Annotated in this window: 19 protein-coding genes and 1 pseudogene; 11 read left to right on the top strand and 9 right to left on the bottom strand. The window is 69.6% G+C overall.

Translation table 11 applies throughout. The features are described 5' to 3' along the window. The first annotated feature begins 219 nt into the window (after positions 1 to 219). From ACIRVK_RS32910 to ACIRVK_RS32900, 3 genes and pseudogenes are all read left to right on the top strand, one after another. Entirely contained in the window at positions 220 to 705 is a 486-nt protein-coding gene (locus ACIRVK_RS32910) for a hemerythrin domain-containing protein (RefSeq protein WP_404253593.1), read from the top strand. Positions 706 to 793: 88 nt separating this feature from the next. Further along, positions 794 to 950 (top strand): annotated as a pseudogene (locus tag ACIRVK_RS32905) (ISKra4 family transposase); the annotation flags it as partial. 27 nt (positions 951 to 977) lie between these two features. Next, positions 978 to 1,784, top strand: coding sequence for an alpha/beta fold hydrolase (locus ACIRVK_RS32900; protein WP_404253591.1), 807 nt, complete (start codon positions 978 to 980; stop codon positions 1,782 to 1,784). A gap of 721 nt (positions 1,785 to 2,505) precedes the next feature. Here ACIRVK_RS32900 and ACIRVK_RS32895 read toward each other — a convergent pair. Next, the gene (locus ACIRVK_RS32895; RefSeq protein ID WP_404253589.1) at positions 2,506 to 3,516 is read right to left on the bottom strand and encodes an ArsR/SmtB family transcription factor; all 1,011 of its coding nucleotides are present in this window, start codon (positions 3,514 to 3,516) and stop codon (positions 2,506 to 2,508) included. A gap of 194 nt (positions 3,517 to 3,710) precedes the next feature. On the opposite strand from ACIRVK_RS32895, the gene ACIRVK_RS32890 reads away from it, so the two are divergent. After that, positions 3,711 to 4,226 (top strand): peptidase inhibitor family I36 protein, encoded by a 516-nt coding sequence (locus ACIRVK_RS32890; RefSeq protein ID WP_404253587.1) that lies wholly within the window; start codon positions 3,711 to 3,713, stop codon positions 4,224 to 4,226. 38 nt (positions 4,227 to 4,264) lie between these two features. Beyond that, positions 4,265 to 5,251 (top strand): hypothetical protein, encoded by a 987-nt coding sequence (locus ACIRVK_RS32885; RefSeq protein ID WP_404253585.1) that lies wholly within the window; start codon positions 4,265 to 4,267, stop codon positions 5,249 to 5,251. Positions 5,252 to 5,372: 121 nt separating this feature from the next. Here ACIRVK_RS32885 and ACIRVK_RS32880 read toward each other — a convergent pair whose 3' ends face one another. Then, entirely contained in the window at positions 5,373 to 8,306 is a 2,934-nt protein-coding gene (locus tag ACIRVK_RS32880) for a BTAD domain-containing putative transcriptional regulator (protein WP_404253583.1), read from the bottom strand. 216 nt (positions 8,307 to 8,522) lie between these two features. Between ACIRVK_RS32880 and ACIRVK_RS32875 the strand changes: the two genes are divergently transcribed. Then, complete coding sequence (locus ACIRVK_RS32875) at positions 8,523 to 9,083, top strand: hypothetical protein (RefSeq protein WP_404253581.1); 561 nt, start codon at positions 8,523 to 8,525, stop codon at positions 9,081 to 9,083. 343 nt (positions 9,084 to 9,426) lie between these two features. Then, on the top strand, positions 9,427 to 10,332 hold the full coding sequence (locus ACIRVK_RS32870; RefSeq protein WP_404253579.1) for an aminoglycoside phosphotransferase family protein: 906 nt from the start codon (positions 9,427 to 9,429) through the stop codon (positions 10,330 to 10,332). Here ACIRVK_RS32870 and ACIRVK_RS32865 read toward each other — a convergent pair. Together ACIRVK_RS32865 and ACIRVK_RS32860 are read right to left on the bottom strand one after the other, a co-directional pair. Continuing rightward, positions 10,287 to 11,549 carry a hypothetical protein gene (locus tag ACIRVK_RS32865; protein WP_404253577.1) on the bottom strand — a complete coding sequence of 421 codons (1,263 nt, stop codon included), beginning with the start codon at positions 11,547 to 11,549 and terminating at the stop codon, positions 10,287 to 10,289. The two genes, ACIRVK_RS32870 and ACIRVK_RS32865, sit on opposite strands and share 46 nt — an antisense overlap. A gap of 157 nt (positions 11,550 to 11,706) precedes the next feature. Beyond that, entirely contained in the window at positions 11,707 to 12,315 is a 609-nt protein-coding gene (locus ACIRVK_RS32860) for a TetR/AcrR family transcriptional regulator (protein WP_404253575.1), read from the bottom strand. A gap of 152 nt (positions 12,316 to 12,467) precedes the next feature. Between ACIRVK_RS32860 and ACIRVK_RS32855 the strand changes: the two genes are divergently transcribed. Both ACIRVK_RS32855 and ACIRVK_RS32850 read left to right on the top strand, forming a co-directional pair. Next, entirely contained in the window at positions 12,468 to 12,953 is a 486-nt protein-coding gene (locus ACIRVK_RS32855) for a cupin domain-containing protein (protein WP_404253573.1), read from the top strand. A gap of 60 nt (positions 12,954 to 13,013) precedes the next feature. Beyond that, complete coding sequence (locus ACIRVK_RS32850; RefSeq protein WP_404253571.1) at positions 13,014 to 13,823, top strand: alpha/beta fold hydrolase; 810 nt, start codon at positions 13,014 to 13,016, stop codon at positions 13,821 to 13,823. Positions 13,824 to 13,975: 152 nt separating this feature from the next. On the opposite strand, the gene ACIRVK_RS32845 is transcribed toward ACIRVK_RS32850, so the two are convergent. Continuing rightward, the gene (locus ACIRVK_RS32845; RefSeq protein WP_404253569.1) at positions 13,976 to 15,025 is read right to left on the bottom strand and encodes an aldo/keto reductase; all 1,050 of its coding nucleotides are present in this window, start codon (positions 15,023 to 15,025) and stop codon (positions 13,976 to 13,978) included. 75 nt (positions 15,026 to 15,100) lie between these two features. Between ACIRVK_RS32845 and ACIRVK_RS32840 the strand changes: the two genes are divergently transcribed. Together ACIRVK_RS32840 and ACIRVK_RS32835 are read left to right on the top strand one after the other, a co-directional pair. Continuing rightward, positions 15,101 to 15,637, top strand: a complete 537-nt coding sequence (locus ACIRVK_RS32840) for a TetR/AcrR family transcriptional regulator (protein WP_404253567.1) — start codon at positions 15,101 to 15,103, stop codon at positions 15,635 to 15,637. Between the two features lie 507 nt (positions 15,638 to 16,144). After that, positions 16,145 to 16,366, top strand: a complete 222-nt coding sequence (locus ACIRVK_RS32835; protein ID WP_404253565.1) for a hypothetical protein — start codon at positions 16,145 to 16,147, stop codon at positions 16,364 to 16,366. A 52-nt stretch (positions 16,367 to 16,418) separates the two neighbouring features. Here ACIRVK_RS32835 and ACIRVK_RS32830 read toward each other — a convergent pair whose 3' ends face one another. The 4 genes from ACIRVK_RS32830 to ACIRVK_RS32815 form a co-directional block, all read right to left on the bottom strand. Then, entirely contained in the window at positions 16,419 to 17,489 is a 1,071-nt protein-coding gene (locus ACIRVK_RS32830) for a zinc-dependent alcohol dehydrogenase family protein (protein WP_404253563.1), read from the bottom strand. A gap of 114 nt (positions 17,490 to 17,603) precedes the next feature. Next, positions 17,604 to 19,040, bottom strand: coding sequence for an MBL fold metallo-hydrolase RNA specificity domain-containing protein (locus ACIRVK_RS32825; protein ID WP_404253561.1), 1,437 nt, complete (start codon positions 19,038 to 19,040; stop codon positions 17,604 to 17,606). Positions 19,041 to 19,396: 356 nt separating this feature from the next. Next, a complete protein-coding gene (locus tag ACIRVK_RS32820; RefSeq protein ID WP_404253559.1) occupies positions 19,397 to 19,819 on the bottom strand; it encodes an Hsp20/alpha crystallin family protein in 423 nt (140 codons plus the stop codon). A 72-nt stretch (positions 19,820 to 19,891) separates the two neighbouring features. Next, complete coding sequence (locus tag ACIRVK_RS32815; protein WP_404253557.1) at positions 19,892 to 20,077, bottom strand: hypothetical protein; 186 nt, start codon at positions 20,075 to 20,077, stop codon at positions 19,892 to 19,894. Positions 20,078 to 20,248: the final 171 nt, after the last annotated feature.

Below are 20,248 nucleotides of genomic sequence, written 5' to 3'. Positions count from 1 at the left end.
CGAGTGCAACTGACGGAGGCGAAGGGAGTTGGGTGTGGTTCCTCTGGAGTGAAGGGCTGAGCTGGCAGAACGCCGTGGGTACGGAGCGGTTCTCCGTGGATGCGGGCGGGCAGCGTGGTTGCCGTGCCGCCGGATTGCGTGATCAGATTGCGGCAGCATCGCGTGCCGGTGACGGACTGCGTCAGGCATGGAGGTGCGGAACCGAAGGGACCGCCATCCGTGGCTTCCCGCGACGGCGACCGTGTAGCCGCCTTGAGCCTGCAGCTCTCCCAAGCACATCAGGAACTGCGTCGCCAGATCAACGAGATCAGGACAAGTCTCGGACACCGCCGGTTGAGCGACGACGCGCTTGTCACCCATTGCCTGGCCTTCTGCGCCGCATTGACCTCGCACCATCAGGGCGAGGACGACGGGATGTTCTCGCAGTTGCTGCGTGAACGCCCGGACCTCGCAGCGACGCTCGCGAATCTTGTTCAGGATCATGGAATGATCGCCTCGATCCTGTCCCGGGTGCGCGAACTCGCTGACAAGGCTGCGCAATCGCGTGGCCCGGTCCTGGAGGCGATCGGGCGTGAGCTCGACGGGTTGGCGGCGATCATGGAATCCCACTTCAGCTATGAAGAGCGGACGATCAGCGAGGCGCTCGACGACGGAGTACCTGACACCGACTGGCCCGACATGGTCTTCCGGTTCGGCATGGCATGAATCGACATGGTTGTCGTTCTTGCTCGGGAGGTTCGTGATCAGGCCATGAGCTCGTATTGGTCCTGGTCAAAGGTGGGGTAGAGGCGCTGGTGCCCGCTGGGGCCTGGCCGGCGCCGAAGCCGTGCTGAAACTCCGCGCCCTGAACGACAACGGTGACTTCGACGCCTACCTCGCCTATCACCTCGTCTGCGAACACCAGCGTCTCTATCGGGAACCCGAGCAGGGGGTACGAACTCACGGCCTGATCACCACCGGCCCTCGGACAGGCCGTAGTGGACGAGCTCCGCCGGCCCGTGGAAAGCTGCCATCCCGTGCTGCCAGTGATCTTCATTCATGGTCTGATCGGCTCATTCGCCGACCCACGTGCCCTCGCGCCGCTCCACCCGGCCCCTACCCTCTGTCCCGACCTGCACGGCTACGGGGCCGATGTCCGGGCCGAGCCCGGCACTATCACCATCGATACGCAGGTGGAACACCTGCGTGCGGCCATTGACCAGGCGCTGCCGGGCGGTCGCGTCCATGTGGTCGGGCATTCGGTCGGCGGCGTGATCGCCGCCGCGTTCGCTCACCGGTTCCCGGAACGGACCGCATCGCTGGTCAGTGTCGAAGGGAACTTCAGCCTCGCGGACGCTTTCTGGTCGCAGCAACTGGCAGCCAAGACACCCGCTGAGGTGGAGCACATCGTGCAAGCCGACCGTGCCGATCCGGAACGGTGGCTGCGCGCCGCAGGTATCGAGCCGACCGGGGAGTACCTCCGCTCTGCGACACAAGACCTGGCCTACCAGCCCGCTTCGACCATCCACGCCATGGCTCGTACTGTCGTCGAGTACACCGCTGGACCTGACTACCAGCAGCAGTTGCGGGACGTGTTCGAGCGTGTCCCGGTCCATCTGGTCGCCGGGGCCCGCTCACGCACGGGATGGGACGTGCCTGCCTGGGCTCTGTCCGCCGCAGCCAGCTACACCGAACTTCCCCACACGGGCCATATGGTGATGTTGGAAGCACCCGAGGAGTTCGGCGCACTCCTCGCTGGCATCCTTGCCCCGGCATCAGCAGGCCAGGACAGCACCCCAGAATGACTGCTGGGGACGCCTGACCGCTTCGGACTTCCCCTTCAAAGGAACTACACCCAAGGGAGTTCATCGAGGGGTACCTGCCGTTGGGCGGAGGGGGTGGGTGGCGGCTCAAGACCGGCGGACAGGGGCGGGAGATGCGGCAGGAGTTCGATGCCAGCTGAAGGCCGCCCTCCTGGAGGTCCAGGGGCGCGCAGACCATCAAGGTCCACCCCCGCCGACCGTACGTGCCGTCGACCGGCGTTCGCGCAGGCCGCCAACCGGGGCACTCTCGGCAGGCCCTCCGGTCTCCAACTTCAGGGCGGTTTCGGTCACTTGATGCCTCCCGCCGAAAGACACCCGTCCTGGGTCCGACGGGCGACGGGCGACGGGCGACGGGCGACGGGCGACGGGCGACGGGCGACGGGCGACGGGCGACGGGCGACGGGCGACGGGCGACGGGCGACGGCACCAGCTTGCCCACCGCCGCCCACCTGGCCTTCAACGCCGGTCCCGCCCCGACGACCAAGTCATCGGGGACCTCGGTCCGCGACGGCCCATCCTGCGAACCCAGAACTCCACGCCTCGCTTGACGAAAGACATCGAGGCGCCCCCCATCAATAATCCGCCGGGATAAATGATTTCACATGGGTGAGCCAGGCACGCCGGAAGATATTGCCTGATCAAGCCGAATTGTCTCCACGATGTACACGCTGCACGCGTTCAAGGAACCGTATTACCGTGTCACCTACAGGAGTTGTTCCGGGCGCCCTTCCTGACGTCCCCGGCTCGCCCGCAGCAGTGACGCGCCCGCCGGGGTGAGCGTGTGCAGAACATGGGCGGCACGGCGGTTGCTGACGAGCAGCCCGGCTTCCCGCAGCACCGCCGCGTGTTTGCTGGCCGATGGGGCGGAGATCCCCACGGCTCGGGCGATCTCGGAGGTGGTGGCCCCCGCCCCCGCGGCCGTGACCCACAGGACCGTCGCCCGGGTGCGGCCGAGCAGGGCGGTCAGCGGCGCGGCCGGGACCGGGGCCGCCGGCTCGTGCAGCATGGGGTAGACAAGCGTCGGCGGCAGTTCGGGGTCGGCCAGGGTGATGGGGTTCTGCCAGCAGAAATGGGACGGGATGAGCCGCAGGCCCCGTCCGCGCAGATGCAGGTCCCGGTCCTCGACGGGGTAGTGGACCGTCAGTACCGGCGGCTGCCAGCGCATGGTCGGCCCGAGCCCGCCCAGCATGCCGTGGATCCCGCCGTTCATCACATCACGGGTCCGCGCCGATCGTTCCGCGTGCGCGCGTGCCTGCATCTCTTCGGTGACGGGCGCCACTGCGGCGGCGTGATACACCCGAACCGCCTCCATGAACTCGGCACGCTCCCGCGTTCCGGCCAGTCGCCGCGCCCACTGCGGCGCGCCAACCACCCGGTCGAACAGGGCGAGTTCGTCAAGAATCCGTCGTCCTGACGTGCTCATGACAGCATCGAATCCGGCGTCCAGCCCCTCGCCTCCAGCCGTACGCGGCGTGAGGAAGTCCGGAAAGTAGGCGGCACGTGGAAAGAGCGGCACGAGGACCTCGCGCACCAGGTGGTCGAGTTGCTGTTCGCCGAGCCGCAGACGGGTGGTGCGGTACCACTCCGCATAGGCCCAGCGGCCCGCCCGCGTCTGGAACCGGTGCAGGCTCATGGCGACTTCCCAGAGAGGGTCGCACTGCGCGGCGACCGTGGTTCTCGCCAGGTCCGCGTCGGTGAAGTGAATACGGAGCACCCGATTCCCCCTCTGCACCTGGGAGTTTTCATCCCGGCGAAACATGATGGCCGCCCCGGGCCCCGGTTGGCAATATCACTCACCGGCGTTGCAATCGCCTCAGGCGTCCTGGGGATTGAATTCCGCCAAGACCGCATCCGTGGCAACGCTTCGAAAAACTCCACTACTCGCAGTCGGAGAAAGAGGGAATCCGCATGAGATCCTTCCGTGTGACGATGGCACTCGCCGCCACCGCACTGGCCGCACTCGTCGGCCTCGTCCTTCCTGGCAACGCCCTCGCCGCCGGCGGGCACACCACCACGCCCGCCGGCAAACCGGCCGCCGCGGCACCGCAGACGGCACACAGAACCGCTGCCGGTGCGATCTCCCCGCAGGCCATCGGGGACTGCCCGAGCACCTACTTCTGTTTCTGGGTCGACGCCGGCTACAGCGGCGGACCGGGCAAGTTCTCCGGAAACAACACCAACTGGGGTGCCTACTCCCACTCCACCTGCAACAACGGGACATGGGCCGACTGCGCGTCCTCGGGATACAACCACGGCACGAGCGGCCTGGGCGTCGAGGTCTGGAGCGGCACGGGCTACACCGGGCTGTCGGCCTGCCTTCCCAGGGGCTGGTCCAACGACAACTTCGCGAACCTCGTCTGGCCGGGCACGTCGACCAGTTTCAACGACTCGATCAGCAGCAACTACTGGACCTCGAACTGCTGACCGGACACTGACGGCCACCGGATGACGGGCATTCACCCATGACAGAGCTCTCGCGCCGCCACACCGGGCGCGCACCGACACGCCTGCTGCCCCTGCTGGTCCTCGTGGTGGCACTGGTCTGCGCCGCCGCGACCGGGTGCGCCGGAACGGACACGGCCGCACCGGCTGAGGCGGCGCCGGCGGCGCGGGAGTCCGGTCATGCCGCTGCCACCCTCACCACCGATGCCACCGCCCTGCGCGAACGGTGGCAGCTCTTCAGCGCCCTGCAGATCCTCACCCAGCGGTGCATGCGCGAGCAGGGACTGCGCTACCTGGTCACGAACGCGGGCCCGCAGCCACCCGCCGGGGCGACCACGGCCCAGTCGATCGGCTCCCGCTCGACACCCACGTACGGCATCTCCACGGCTCTGGGCCGCATGAACAACGGCGCCACGGCCGAGGACCGGTACGTCCGCTCCCTGCCCGCCGCCCAGCAGACCCGCTACACGGCCGCACTCGACGGCCCCGCCGACCAGGTGACAGCACTCGTCCTGCCCAGCGGGGCGAGCGGGTCCTACGGCACGGGCGGCTGCATGGCGCGCGCCCGGGCCCAACTGTACGGCACCGTACGCGCCGCCTTCGAGGACACACTCGTACCGCAGGACGTCAACCAGCTCCTCGAGCGGTACCTGGCCACCGCCCCCTCCTACCAGACGGCTCTGGGGCGATGGCAACGCTGCATGGCACAGGCGGGCCGGCCGGCGAAGACGCCCGCCGCGCTGATTCAGTCACTGCAGGCCGAGGCCGTCAGGGGAGCCGGCGCTGCCCGATTGGCGCAGGAGCAACGCGCTGCCGCGACCCTCGACCAACACTGCGACACGGCAAGCGGATTGCGCCGCGCCGCCGCCACCCAGCGCGACGCCTTCCTCCGCCGACAGCCCACCCGGACCATGACCCGCCTGGACGGTGTCTGGCAGCACCGCCGGCAGGCCGTGACCCGTGCCGCGCCCCTCCTCGACCAGAGCGCACGAGCTCCACTCGATTGACGGTGCTGTGGAGCTCTCCCCCGCGACAGGCCATGTCGAGAGGGACGCGGTGCCGGACGTCGCGGACGGGGACGCGCTCTTCACCGGGTTGCGAGAAGAAAGCGCCTGGCCGGGAGTCAGGTCACGGCGATGATGGTGGCGCCGATGCCTTCGTCTCGTGCATGTCGCCGATCGTCTGCCACAGGCGCTGCGCCCGCCCGTGGTGCTGGCGCGCCAGGTCGTGGGCGCCGGCGGCGGCGTCGAGGTCGCCGATCAGCTGCCAGCACGCGGCCTCGTCGTGGCGGTCGCCGTGCCGGTGGAACAGGTCGGCCGCGCGTTCCAGTGCCGGGCCCGCCCGGTCCCGGTCGTGCCGGCCGGCGTGGACGCGGCCGACTTCCAGCAGCGTGTAGGCGGCGCACCGTTCGTCGGCCAGTTCCTCGAAGGTGGCCAACGCCTGCCGCAGGCAGCTCAACGCCTCGTCCGGGTCACCGCGTCGATCGTGCAGCCGGCTGAACCGCCTCAGGACGACCGCCACCCGATGCCCGTCGTCGAGCGCCCTGGCCTGGCGCAGGGCCTCGCGGAACCAGGACTCCGCCTCGTCGAGTTCGTCGTGCATGAGCCGCATCACGGCCATCGAACAGGACAGCTGTGCTTCGAGGTGCCGGTCGCCCTCACCGACGGCGATGGCCAGCGCGTGCTCGACACGGTCGACGGCTTCGTCGTAGCGGCCCTGCACTCGGCTCACCGTGCCCAGCATCGCCACCGACAACGCCTCACCGCGCTTGTCCCCGCCGTCCTGGCACAGCCCGATGGAGGACTCCAGGGTACGGGTGGCAGCCTCGAACTCGTCTCGGTAGATGTGCAGTTGGCCGAGACCGCGCAGCAGCACCGACGCGCCGCGGGTGTTGCCGGCTGCCTCGGCCGCGTCCAACGCGAGGCGGTGCCCGTGCTCCCAGTCCTGATACAGGCAGCGGTGGTCGTAATAGGTCACCGCGCCGGCCGCCAGTTCCCAGGCCAGTTCGTCCAGTTGCCAGTCCACCGCCAGTTTCACCGCGCCGAGCAGGGTGTCGCGTTCCGCGTCGAACCAGCCGACCGGGTCGGCCATCAGCCGGTCCACGACCGTGTCGGGCAAGGACCGGCGCGGTGCCGAGCCGGGCTCGCAGACCAGCAGCCCGGCCGGCATCCGATCGGTAGCGCGTCCGGAAAGTTCGAGCCAGGCGGACAGCACCCGGACGATCGCGTCCCGCTTGTCCGCCGTCGGCAACTGGGCGGCGATTTCCACGGCACAGGTCCGGATCAGGTCGTGCAGCCGGTAGCGCGGCTGGCCGATGGCGTCGGTGGCGGTCAGCCGCACCAGGCTGGCGTCGACGAGGGTGTCCAGCACGTCCTCGGCGTCCGAGCGGTCCAGCAGCGGGCCGACCACCCAGCCGGGCAGGGTGTAGGCGCCCAGCAGGCCCAGCAGGCTCAGCGCGCGCACCGACGCGGCGGGCAGCAGCCGCAAGCTCAGTTCGACGCTGGCTCGCACGCTGAGATCCCCGATCCTCAGCTCGGCCAGCCGCCGGGACTCGTCCTCGATCCGCTCCCGCAGCACCCGCAGCGACCAGGCCGGGCGACCGGTGAGCTTGGCGCTGGCGATCCGGATCGCCAGCGGCAGGTTGCCGCAGCAGTCCAGGATCGCGTCGGCCTCCGCCGGTTCCCGCTCGACCCGCCGCCGCCCGACGATGCCCGTGAACAACTCCCGGGCCTCTGCCCTGCTCAGCACGTCCAGGTCGATGTGCCGGGCGCCGGAAAGCTGCGTCAGCAGAGTGCGGCTGGTGATCAACACGGCACAGCCGTCCGCTCCGGGCAGCAACGGCAGCACCTGATCGGCGTGGCCTGCGTCGTCCAACACCACCAGCATCCGGCGGTCGGCCAGCAACGACCGGTAGAGCGCGGCCCGTTCGGACAGACTGTTCGGGATCGCGCTGCCGGCGATCGAGAGGGCCCGCAGCGCCTCGGCCAGCATCAGCGCCGGGTCCCGCGGCTCGTCCGAGGTGGCGGCGAGGTCGAGGTAGAGCTGGCCGTCGGGGAACGCGGCGCTGGCCAGCCGTGCGGCATGCGTGACCAGACACGACTTGCCCACACCGGGACCGCCCACCACGACGGCCACCCGGGCCCGGTTCGGCGCCGCCGCGTCGAGGAGCCCGGCGACCTCGGCCAGCGCCTCGGTACGGCCCACGAAGTCGGGCACGTCGAGCGGCAGTTGGCGTACCGGCATCGTCATCGCCGGTTCGGTGGCCGTCGCCTCAGGGCCTTCCCGTGGCGGGTCCGAGGGACCGCCGGCCTGGACGGGAGCCGCCAGGGCGGGATCGGCGCTCAGGATGCGCCGATGCAGCGCCTGGAGCGACGGGGTGGGATCGACGCCGAGATCACCGGCCAGTGTCCGGCGCAGCCGCTCGTACACCTGCAGCGCCTCGCCTTGCCGCCGGCACCGGTAGAGGGCGACCATCAAGTGTTCGGTGAGCTGCTCGTCGTAGGGGTTTTCACGGAGCAGGGCGGTCAGCTCCTCGATGACCTCACGATGACGCCCCAGGTCGAGTTCGACGCTCAGGCACTGTTTGTGTGTGGCCGCGCGCTTCTCGTTCAGCCGTGCCGCATCGAGCTCCAGGACCCGGCTGGGGATGTCGACCAGGGCGTCACCACGCCAGCAGGCCATCGCACGCCGCAGGGCGGCAGCGGTCTCGAACGGGGCCTGGTGCCGTTCGGCGAGGCGCCGCTCGTGATCGAATTCCAGGAGGTCGGACTGATCAGGGGTCAGGTGGATCTCGTAGCCGCCGCGTCGCGTGCTGATCAGGGATCTGGGTGCTCCGTACGCGGCCAGATTGCGGCGCAACCCGGAGAGAGCGTCCTGGACCTGACGGACCGCGGTGGCGGGTGCTTTCCCATCCCACATCACGGCGACGAGCCGCTCGGTGGCGACGACGCTGTTGGCGTCGACCAGAAGCGCGGCCAGCATCTTGGCCTGCCGCGGCCCGTCGAGCCGGACCTCGCGCCCCGTGATCTGGGCGCACAACGGCCCCAGCACGCCAAATCTCATGTCTCCCCCGACACTCCCCGAGCAGCGCTGATCCCTGGCCGGACCTGGCACCAGGACGAATCTAGGACCGCCCACGGATCACTGTCCATAGCGTCACCGCAGCGGGGCTCGCACCGGGATGCATACCCGCCACGTGATCCATCAGGAAGAACGACGCGTATTCACACGAAGCTCGCTGTCGGCTTCAGCGCACTCACCATCGCAGCCGGAGTGTCGATGACAGGCGCCGGAAGCGCCAGCGCGGTCGAGGCGCACAATTGCGGCAGTTCCACGTCGCCGATCCTGGAGTCGCACCCGATCTCTCTCACCGTGGACGGCACGACACTGGGCCAGCTCTACCCGGGGTACTTCGGTGACTGCAAGGGCGTGCACGCCGAGATCCACTGGCAGTACGGTCCGTCCAGCCCCTCCCCGGCGAACAATGACACCGGAGCCCCGGAGGTGGACGTCTACCACGTCGAGGGCAGTGTGTACGTCGAGGGCGAGAACAAGGACGCGCTCAAGAAGACGTCGTTCAGGCCGGACCATCCGGACGGATCCTTCACCACGTCACCGATCATGGACATTCACACCGACTTGAACGGCCGGCAGTACGCGCCCCCGCTGAAGTTCCTGCCCGATGTCGACCTGATCGTGTACAGGACGAACCAAGTGGGAGCAGTCCACGCGGTGCGCGAACAACCACATCTGGGGCAACTGGCACACCTTCTCGGACGGCGGCTGGGGCAGCGGCCGCTACGGTGGCTGCAACTGACCATCGATTGGGCTCATTTGTAGCTGTGGTCGAAGGCTGTCGCGGGTGCGCCTCCACGGGAGGCCGCCCGGGTGGAAGGGCTCCGACAGCCAGGGTGCAGAACCTGCAGGGCGTCTGGCCGCCTCCTGGGGCTTGGAATCCGGCAATTACCAGATCTCCCTGGACTGCGGAGAACAGGCCCTGTTGCCGGCCGTGCGGGACGCGGAGGACGACTGCCTCGTGGTGGCCGACGGTTTAGAAGGGCGGCGGGTCGGTCCCCCGTAAACCCGAACACGGCGTGGCTCCTGGCCCCAAACCACCGATGCGGGAGCGGGCCGCTGAAGGAAATGAGTTGTCGCCGAAGAGCGTGATGCCGATGCTTCCAGCATGAAGATGCACGCCAACCAGGTGACGGTGTCACCTGAGACGGTGCGCATACTGGTGGAGCAGCAGTTTCCCGAGTGGCGGAGCCTGCCGGTCAGGAGCATCGCGGCGCAGGGTACGGTCAACGCCGTCTTCCGTATCGGCGATCGGTTGGCGGCCCGGTTCCCTCTCGAGTACGCCGACGTCGAGTCGACGCGGCGCTGGCTGGAGTCGGAAGCGGCAGCGGCTCGCGAGTTGGCAGGTCGTACGCGTTACCCGACGCCCGAGCCGGTCGGGCTCGGTGAACCCGGGGCAGGCTATCCGCTTCCGTGGTCGGTGCAGACGTGGTTGCCCGGCGTCGTGGCCACCGACGACGACCCGGGCCGATCACCTGCGTTCGCCTGCGACTTGGCCGAGCTCATCGGCGACCTGCGCGCGATCGACACGCACGGCCGAACGTTCGCCGGCACCGGGCGGGGAGGCGACCTGCAGTCCCATGAGGCCTGGATGGAGACCTGCTTCAGAAACAGCGAGGAACTCCTCGACGTCCCGCGGCTGCGCCGCCTCTGGGCAACCTTGCGTGAGCTGCCGCGGGGTTCAGCCGAGGACGCCATGGCCCATTGCGATCTGATTCCCGGCAACGTGCTGGTGTCCGCCGGTCGGCTTGCGGGGATTCTCGACGTCGGCGGCTTCGGACCGGCCGACCCTTCGCTGGATCTGGTGAGTGCGTGGCACCTGCTCGAGGCCGGGCCACGGCAGGTGCTCCGTGATCACCTGGGGAGCGACGACCTCGAGTGGGAGCGGGGCAAGGCGTGGGCCTTCGTTCAGGCGATGGGCTTGGTCTGGTACTACGTCAAGAGCAACCCGCCCATGAGCCGGATGGGTCACCGGACCTTGGAACGCATCCTGACGGCGAGTTCGCTCTCCTGACGTGAGGCGCCGGCGAGTCTGCCCCGCTCCCCCGTGTGCGGCACCCACACGGTGGCGTGGAAGGGGCCGTTGGCCGAGGCCGGGTCAGCCGGTGGGAGGGCTGCGCTGCCTGCGACTACACCGTGGCAATTGACCTGCGTCGCTGAGGAGTTGAGGCCACCGAGGGAGGGCAGGTAGGTGAAGGAGCCGTTGTCGACGCGGGCGACGAAGGCGAAGGAGTTGGGGGCGAAGTTGTCGCCGACCATGAGGTTGTGAGCGATCTGCTTGACCTCGGTGACACCACGCCCCGAGCCGATCACGGCAGTCGCGTGCGTGGTGAGGTCGAACGAACTGGAGAGCAGGCTGTCACCGCCGACCACCGTGTCGCCGCTGATCAACTGCGCGATCAGGAAGCGGGGTCCCAGGTCGGTGCGGATGCCGGTACGCAGGTCGTAGGCGTATCCACTCAGCCTGTTGCCGGCGGTCCGGGACTGACCGACCACGACGGACCCGCTGATGTCGTTGGCCGTGCTGGAGCGTCCGCCGAGGGTGCCGACATCGGTCATCACCCGGGTACGCAGACTGTAGGCGAATCCGTGCGTCGCGGTGCCTGTCGAGTTGGGCAGCGACGAACTGCCTACGACAGTCCCGCTGTTGACCGCCGTCGCGGTGCTGGAACCCGACGGGCCGGCGAGGCTGCCCAGATCGGTCATCGTCCGCGCGTGCACGCTGTACGCGAACGCGTGGGACACCGCGTCCCCGGGCAGCGACGACGTTCCCACCACCGTGTCGCCGTCAAGGCCCGTGATGTGGGTGCTGCTGCCGCCGAGCGTGCCGATGTCGATGAGCCGACGGCTGCGCAGGCTGTAGACGAAGCCGTGCGTGGCGCCACTGGGAGACAGCTCCGACTCCCCCACCACGTACTCCCCCTTCACGCCCGTCGCCCGGCTGTCACCCCCCAGCGTGCCCAGATCCGTCATGGTGCGCCGGCGCAGGTCGTAGACGAAGGCGTGCTCGGACGCGTCACCGCTGGTCAGCGAAGTCCCCACAACCGTCGTGCCGTCGATCGCGCTCGCCTGGCTGCGGGTGCCACCCAGGGTGCCCAGATCCTCGACGGTGTACGGCACCGGACCCGCCGCCGACCCGGCCCTGGCCGGTGCCACCCCGTACGCCGGGCCGGCGCCCACGGCCAGCAGGCCCGCACCCGCCACCATCAAGGCACAAAGACGTCTGCGCATGATCCCCCCTGAATCGATCAGTCGTGACCGGCACCATCCGGCAGGACGCTCTCTGCGCCCTCCCCAGGCACGCGGCGACCGGATGCGACACAGGCCTTCACTTGTACATCAGTTCCCAACAGCCAGACAGACGACCGTCAGCCACAAAACAGGACGGCTACGAGGTCGCGCGGACCGCGGCCTCCGTCAGCGTGGTCGCCGTACGGACGGCGCTGGCGACCGCGGCCTGCGGAGCGAGCCCGCAGAGGTCGGTGAGCGTGAAGAGCGCCTCCGCGCTGACGACCACCGCGAGGTCACGCTTGAGCTGGGCGAACGCTTCCGGATCCGTGGCGCCCACGGTGGCTTCGAGGGGGGCGAGCGCGTGGTCGATCAGGGCGAAGCGGATCCCGGGGCGCGCGGACGCCGTCTTGGGCTGAGTGATGGTGGCCGAGATCATCGCCCGCACCGATCCCTGGCGGGCGAGTATGCCGCGCAGCAGGAACTCGCAGGCGAAGGCGACGCGTTCGACGGGGTCGGTGGAGTGCGCGACCGGCGCGAGTGCCTCCGCGGGGGCAGGCCAGACTCCGGCGAGAGCCTCGCTGATCAGCGAGGGGAGGTCGGGGAAGTACCGGTAGGCGGTGGCTTCCGAGACCAGGGCCGCGCGGGCTATCTCGGGCATGGTCACCTCGCCGCCGGTTTCGATGAGTTCACGCGCGGCCTGCACGATCGCCGTACGCGTGCGCTTCTTCTGGTTGGTGCGGCCGGTGTCGGTCCGGGTCGTCGTCATCGTGCGTCCTTCTTCCCGCCTGTACATCCGGGATGACCTTACCACTGTCAGCTCTCATTATGAGAGTTCACTTGCATAAGGAAGCCTGACCCTCTAGTTTCAGGCCGAGGGTTCGTGAGAGCTGGCTCTCACGACGGCGGAAGGGAAGGGCCATGACCGGCAGCAGCAAGGAGGCCGCGGTGCGCGAGGTTTCCGTGATCGGCCCCGACGGCGGCGAGACGATCCGCCTCGGGCCGACGCAGATGCGCATTCTCGAGGACGGCAGGACCACGGGGCACCGTCTCGGCATCGGTGAGATCACCATCGCCCCGCACACCCAGGGGCCGCCCCAGCACCGCCACGCCCAGCACGACGAGGGCTTCTACGTCGTCTCCGGCACCGTGCACTTCACCGTGGGCGAGACGACCCACATCGCCCCGGCAGGCACCCTCGCGATGATCCCGCCCGGCGCCCCGCACACCTTCGCCAATCTCGGCGACGAACCGGCGGTGCTGCTCAACACCTTCACGCCCGACCTGTACGTGCAGTACTTCCGCGACCTACGGGACATGATCGCCGGCGGTCGGGAGCTGACCCCTGAGTCGACGGTCGAGGTGATGGGCCGCTACGCCACAGTCCCGGCCACCGACTTCGCGTGACGACCGGACAACCCCTTACCGGCACAGCACACCAGCACAGGCGACTTGAGGAGAACTTCCGTGATCAGCACCTCCCACACCGTCTCCCTCGATGAGGGCGACCTCGACATCACCGTCGACCTGCACGGCGAGAAGGGACGCCCTTTCCTCCTCCTGCACGGCGGTGGCGGACCGCAGACCGTCACCCCGTTCGCCGAGTTCCTGTCGGAGCAGCGGCCGGCGAGGGTGTTCGTGCCCATTCACCCCGGCTTCGGCGGCACCGTCCGCCCCGAATGGCTGACCGACGTCACCACGCTCGCCCAGGCCTACATACGCCTGCTCGACGTGCTCGGCCTGGACGACGTGACCGTCGTCGGCAACTCCATCGGCGGGTGGCTCGCCGCCGAGCTCGCCGCGCTCGGCAGCGACCGGATCACCAGCGTCATCCTCATCAACGCGGTGGGCATCGAGGTCCCCGGCCACCCGGTCGCCGACACCTTCCCGCTCACCCCCGTCGAACTGTCCAGGCTCTCCTTCCACGACCCCTCGAAGTTCCGCTTCGACCCGAGCTCGCTCTCCGACGAACAGCGCGCGGTCATGGCCGGCAACCGCGGCGCACTGCAGGTCTACGCGGGCCCGGACGCCATGGCCGACCCCACCCTGCGCGAGCGCCTGGCCAAGACGACGGTGCCCGCCCTCGTGGCGTGGGGCGAGAGCGATCAGGTCGTGGACGCCGACTACGGGCGGGCCTACGCGGCAGCCATCCCCGGCGCCCGGTTCCACTTGCTGCCCCGTACCGGCCACATGCCCCAGGTGGAGTCCCCCGAGCAACTCCTGTCTGTGATCTGGGAGTTCGCGAACAGCCACGCCACCGACCGACCCGCTGGCTGAGGGACTGTCGGAAAGTTCGCGTAAGCCCGGCGTGACCGGTCTGGCATGAGATGCGATCTCTGCCGCGACCTACCCCAACGCGGTCTCGGGTGGGTCGAGCGGGATGAGGAGGGCTCCGGCGCGGGCTGTCGCGCCGGAGCGGACGATGGGCTTCACGAAAGGGCCATTCCGGGGACGCGCTTACGGATGGCTTCCATCTCGGCCTCGTCCGAGATGCCCTGCCAGTCGTACCGCGGCGTGTACGGGTCCTCCAGGGCGCGTACCTCGTCGTCGGTGAGCTCCACATCGAGGGAGGCCACGGCCGCGTCGATCTGCCGGATCGAGCCGGCGCCGACCAACGGCGCGGTCACGACCGGCTGACGTCGCAACCAGGCGAGCGCGACCTGTGCGCGGCTGACGCCGTGAGCGTCCGCGACCTCCCCCACCGCGTCGATGATCGCCTTGTTGGACGCCTCCTCCCCGGGCGAGTAGAGGAGGTCCGCGTAGGCACCGTCCGTTTCGGAGCGCACCGTCGAGCGGGCGTCATCCCACGCGCGAGCCAGGCGTCCGCGCGCCAACGGCGACCAGATGATCGTGCCGACGCCCTCGTCCAGGCACAGCGGGATCATCTCGCGCTCCTCCTCACGGGCGAGGAGGTTGTAGTGGTCCTGCATCGACACGAACCGTGCCCAGCCGTTCTGCTTCTGCAGGTGCAGCGCCTTCGCGAACTCCCAGGCATGCATGGACGAGGCGCCGAGGTAGCGCACCTTGCCGGCCTTGACGAGGTCGCTGAGGGCTTCGAGGGTCTCCTCCAGCGGCGTCGCGTGGTCGTTGCGGTGCACCTGGTAGAGGTCGATGTAGTCGGTGCCGAGGCGGCGCAGCGAATGGTCGACCTCGGTCATGACCGCCTTGCGCGACAGTCCCCTTCCGTTGGGTCCCAGCCTCATCGGATGGCGCAGTTTCGTGGCGATCACCACGGCATCTCGGTCGGCGAAGTCCTTGAGCGCCCGGCCGAGAATTTCCTCACTGGAACCGTTGGAGTACATGTTCGCGGTGTCGAAGAAGTTGATCCCCGCCTCCAGCGCGTGCTTGATGAGCGGGCGCGCATCCTGTTCGCCCTTCGACCAGACGGGGTGCCCGCGGTCGGGTTCGCCGTAGGTCATCGCGCCGATCGCGATCGGGGACACGTCGAGGCCGGTCATGCCCAGCTTGATGTAATGCATGACGCTCCTTAGAGTAAGTGGAGAGCTCTCCACAAAACGTAGTGGAGAACTCTCCACTTAGCAAGGTGAGGTCCTGTGGTCCGCTCAGACGCCCGCGAGAACAGGGCGCGCATCCTCGCCGCCGCACGCGAAGCGCTCGCTGCGGACGGCAGCACGTCGATGAACCAGATCGCCCAGCGCGCGGGAGTCGGCGCGGGCACGCTCTACCGCAATTTCCCCACCCGCGAGTCGCTGGTACTGGCCGTCTACCAGGACGAGGTCGCACGCATCATCGGCACCGTGCCCGACCTGCTGGCCCGGATGCCGCCACTTGAAGCGCTCCGCCACTGGACCATCGACCTCGTCGAAGCAATGCGCAGGAAGCACGGCCTCGGCGATGCCCTCAGCCCCAGCGCGCACCAGGCGATCAGCGAGCAGAACTACGGCCCGGTCGTCGCCGCGATCACAGAGTTCCTTGACGCAGGCAAGAAGGACGGCAGCATCCGCACGGACGCCGACCCGGGCGACTTCCTGCAGCTCACCGGCGCACTCTGGCGCGCCGCATCCAGCCCCGAAGACCGGGCTCCCCGTATGCTCGCACTCATCCTCGACGGGCTCCGCACACACCGGTAGACGCCGCGCACGAGCCAGGACCTGCGCCGGATGCCGGCCCGCAACTCCAGGATGTCCGCGTGTGTCGTGTCCGGCTCCCTGGCCTTCGTCCTCGCCATGACCGCAGGCCGACTGGACAACCACGGCACTGCCCGGCCCTGGATCCGGCCGTGAAGGACGAGACAGGTGCCCTCGTCGGGGAGGATGAGATCCAACGGCACGCCGACGTCGTCCGGCACCGGGGCGCCCAGTGCCCTCGTAGCGTTCCCACAGCGAGGCGGACACCAGGCGCAACGGCAGGCCCTTTCGTCGGTTAGCGCGGGAGCTCAGCGCAGAGTTCTGCTCCCACCGTGACACCGGCGGCCCGGTCTCAGCAGGGGTGGTTCGGCCTCCGTTCGGGGCCGCTCGGACCAGGCCCGTGCCCGCTCAGCCTCTGGGCCGGGCGTCGTCCCCCAAGAACACTGAGAGTGACCGGACCGTTCCTCCGGGTCCGGTCCGCGGGGCACCGCCGACCGAAGGAAGGCAGTCATGGTCCCTCTCATCCTGATCGGTGCGGCCGTACTGGGCGCGTGCCTGATCTTCGGGTACAACTCGTTCGTCGTCGGCTTCGTCCTGTTGGCGGCCGGCATCCTGGGCCTGATCGTCTTCATGAACACACCCGGGGCGGTCACTCGGCCCGGTGAAGGCGAGACGATCATCGAAAAGCACTTCATGGGCAATGCCGATCACCACCGGAACTACCGCACCTGAACCATGAAACGGCATGGCCCCGGCCGGAGCAGCCGTCCGGCCGGGGCTTCCGTCATGCCGTCGGCACGGGGACGACCTCGCGCCGCGGGCCGCCGAGTACCACCTTGAGTGCGCCGGTCTCGTCGGCGCGGGCGAAGACCTCGTACGCCTCCTCCATGCGGTCGAGCGGGAGGCCGTGGGTGACCAGTTGTGAGGTCGGCAGCCGTCCGGCCGCCGCCATGCGCAGCAGCGTGGGGGTGGAGCGTGTGTCGACCAGGCCCGTGGTGATCGTCACGTTCTTGATCCACAGGTCTTCCAGATGCAGGGTGGCCGGCTTGCCGTGCACACCGATGTTGGCCACGTGACCGCCCGGGCGCACCATGCGCGTGCACAGCTCGAAGCTCTCCGGCGCGCCGACCGCCTCGATGACCACGTCGGCACCGAGCCCGTCGGTGAGGTCGGCCATCAACTGCTCCGGCGCCTCGCTCGCGTCGGCCACTGCTTCGGCGCCGAGCTTCCTGGCCGCCTCGAGGCGGGACGCGGCGAGGTCCACGGCGAGGATCCGCTCCGGGGCGAACAGCCGGGCCGTGGCGATCGCGGCCAGGCCGATGGGCCCCGCCCCGACCACGGCGACGGTGTCTCCGGGGCGTACCCGGCCCTTGAGCACGCCCACCTCGTAGGCCGTCGGGAAGATGTCGGCCAGCAGCACGGCGTCCTCGTTGTCCACGCCGCCGGGCAACGGATACACGGAAAGGTCGGCGTACGGGACGCGGACGTACTCGGCCTGAGTGCCGTTGATCAGGTGACCCAGGATCCAGCCTCCACCGCCCCGGCACTGGCCGTACATGGCCTCGCGGCAGTAGTGGCAGCGTCCGCAGGCGCTGATGCAGGAGAGCAGGACCCGGTCCCCGGGCCGTACGGTCCGCACGTCGCTGCCGACCTCGACGATCTCACCGACCGCCTCGTGCCCCAGCACCGTGCCCGGACGCACCTCGGGCACATCGCCCTTGAGGATGTGCAGGTCCGTCCCGCAGATGGTGACGGCTTCGACCCGCACGATCGCGTCGGTGGCCTCCTCCAGGCCCGGGTCTGCCACCTCTTCCCAGGCCGCCTGTCCTGGGCCGTGGAACACGTAGCCCTTCATGTCCGACCTCACCCTCTTGATGCACGGGATCCCCGAGCTGCCGGAAACACCCCCGTAGGTCCAGCTTGGCCAACATTCGCGGGATCCGCAGGGGCCGGTCGCCCCCGCGGCCCGTCACCGGACGAGTACGCGCTCCCCGGCACGGGGCACGACGGCGGTCCAGCCCAGGGTGCGGTCGATGCGATCGCGCAGGGCGTCCGCCGCGTCGGGTTCGCCGTGCACCAGGTAGGTGGTGTGCGGGGCGGCAGCGCCGTGCAGCCAGTCGATGATCTGGGCGGCGTCGGCGTGTGCCGAGAAGTGGGGTACGTCGGCCACCTGGGCGCGCACCGGGACGTATTCGCCGAACATCTTCAGGGCCTTGGCGCCGTCGACGAGGTCCCGGGCACGCGTGCCCCTGGCGGCGAAGCCGACCACGACGACGGCGTTGCGCGGGTCGGGCAGCAGGCGCCTGAGGTGGTGCAGGACACGGCCCCCGGTGGCCATGCCGGAGGCGGAGACGATGACGGCCGGGCCGCCGGACTCGCCGATCTCGACGGACTCCTGGATCGAGCGTGCCGTCAGGAACGGCTCGGGACTCAGCGCGGCCGTGCCCGCGGCCGCCACCTCGGGCCGCAGCTCGGGAGCGACCGTGCGCACGGCGTCCCGGTAGACGTCGAGGGCTGCCAGCGCCATCGGGCTGTCGACGTACACCGGCACCGCGGCGGGCAGGCGGCCCTGCCGTCGGAGTTCGGCGAGTTCATGCAGGACGACCTCGGTGCGGTCCAGGGCGAACGCGGGGATCACGATGGTGCCGCCGCGGGCGAGGGTACGGGTCAGCACGTCCGCGAAGTGGGTCCGGCCCGCCTGTTCCTCGTGGCGCCGGTTGCCGTACGTCGATTCCATCAGCAGCACGTCCGCCCCGGAGAACGGTTCCGCGGGGCGCAGCAGCGGATGCCCCGGTCGGCCCAGGTCTCCGCTCACGGCGAGGGTGTGCCCGTCCTCCAGGGTGAGCCGGGCCCAGGCCGAGCCGAGGATGTGGCCGGCCGGGTGCAGTGTCAGGGTGGTACCGGTGGCGATGTCGGCGGATGCGCCCACCGGTACGGTGTCGACGAGTTTGAGGGTGCGGTCGACGTCCGCGTCGTCGTACAGCGGTTGCGCGGGCCGGTGTTTGGACCAGCCGTGCTCGTCGGCGTGCCGGGCCGCCTCGATCTGGAGTTTTGCGCTGTCCCGCAGCACGATCTCCATGAGCCGCGCGGTGAACTCGGTCGTCACGATCCGTCCCCGAAAACCGTGGCGCAACAGTCGCGGCAGGTACCCGCAGTGGTCCAGGTGCGCGTGGGTGACGACCACCGCCTCGATGTCCGCGGCGTCGCACGGAAGGCCGCGCCAGTTGAGTCGGCGCAGGTCGGCCAGGCCCTGGAAGAGCCCGCAGTCGACGAGGACGCGGGCATGGTCGCTCTCGACGAGGAACTTGCTGCCGGTGACGGTTCCCACACCGCCCAGGAAGGTCAGCAGGGCGGGCCGGGGGTGGGCCGGCGCAGTGCCGGCCGGGCGCGGTTCGTCGGCGGTCATGGCGTCCTTCTCCTCACCGGCCTGGGCCGGGATTCGGGGCCGATCGGCCCTGGTGTGTCCGGGGTGCACATGGTGTGCTGGAGGTGACGGGAAGGCCCACCAGAAGACGCGGGGAAGCGGCCGGCGGCCGTGCACCGCGCAATCAGGATCCGCGAGAAGCGGATGGGCCTTCCCGTCCTTCACGGGGCCCGTCCCTGCTGCCGGATGTGCCGGCCAGGTGCTGTGCGACCCCCGCCCGGTGGCGGGTGATCCCCGCCTCGACGCACGCGGCGAGGTGCCCGACGGTGCGACGGGTTTCAGACGTGTGCGCGGCCGGCGTACCGGCCGCGCACCACGGTGCGGGCGAGCGCCCTCATTCAGCCCTGCCGCACGGGGATGGTCTTCGTGCCCGTCTTGGTCTCGGGCACCGGAATCGTGACGGTCAGGACGCCGTCCTTGTACTCGGCGGCGGCCTCGTCGCCCTTGGCCCCGGCCGGCAGCCGGACGGAGCGGGCGAAGGTGCCGTAACGGAACTCCGTGCGGTGCTTCTGCGTCGTCTCCGCACTGCGCTCGGCCCGAAGGGTCAGAACGCCTTCCGCGACGGTGATCTCAAGGTCCTTGGCGGGGTCGATGCCCGGGAGCTCCGCCCGCAGCACGTACTTCTCGTCCGCCAGGTGTTCTTCGATGCGTATGGCGTGCAGTCCGGGGACCGTGTGCGCCCCGGGGAAGCCGGATTCGACCCAGCCGAACAGGTCGGGCAGGGTCGGCCAGCCCGGCAGCCGTTCGATCATGCCAGTCATGTCCCTCCTCCTTTTCCTCGCCACTTCCAGCGTCCCGCGCCGGGGCGGGACGCGCGTGGGCCGACCGGACCCCTACCGGGCCCGGTCGGCCCTGGCACCCCAATGTCCCCCCGGCACCTGCCGGTTGGGGCGCCGGCGTGGTCCCAGCAGCGCGCAGTCCACGTCCACGACGCTCTCGACGGCCCGCACCAGCCGTGCGGCGGCGGGCACCGGGGCGGTGTCGCCGGTCCTTCCGGTGACACCGTCATCCGCACCCATGAGGGCACTCCGGCGTGGTCGTGGCCTACGAGGCCGACACCATCGATCCGGCCAGGCACCTGGGCTGGAGCGTGCCCCCCGTTACCTTTCTCGTGGCCCCGCAAAAGGGGCGCCTGGCCCCCGGGTCCGGTATGGCTGTTTGCCCCCTGTCGAACGGATGACCTGGGGGGT

It is taken from the genome of Streptomyces sp. NPDC101152 (assembly GCF_044768275.1).
Lineage (GTDB): Bacteria > Actinomycetota > Actinomycetes > Streptomycetales > Streptomycetaceae > Streptomyces.
This window is presented reverse-complemented; position numbering and strand designations above follow the sequence as displayed.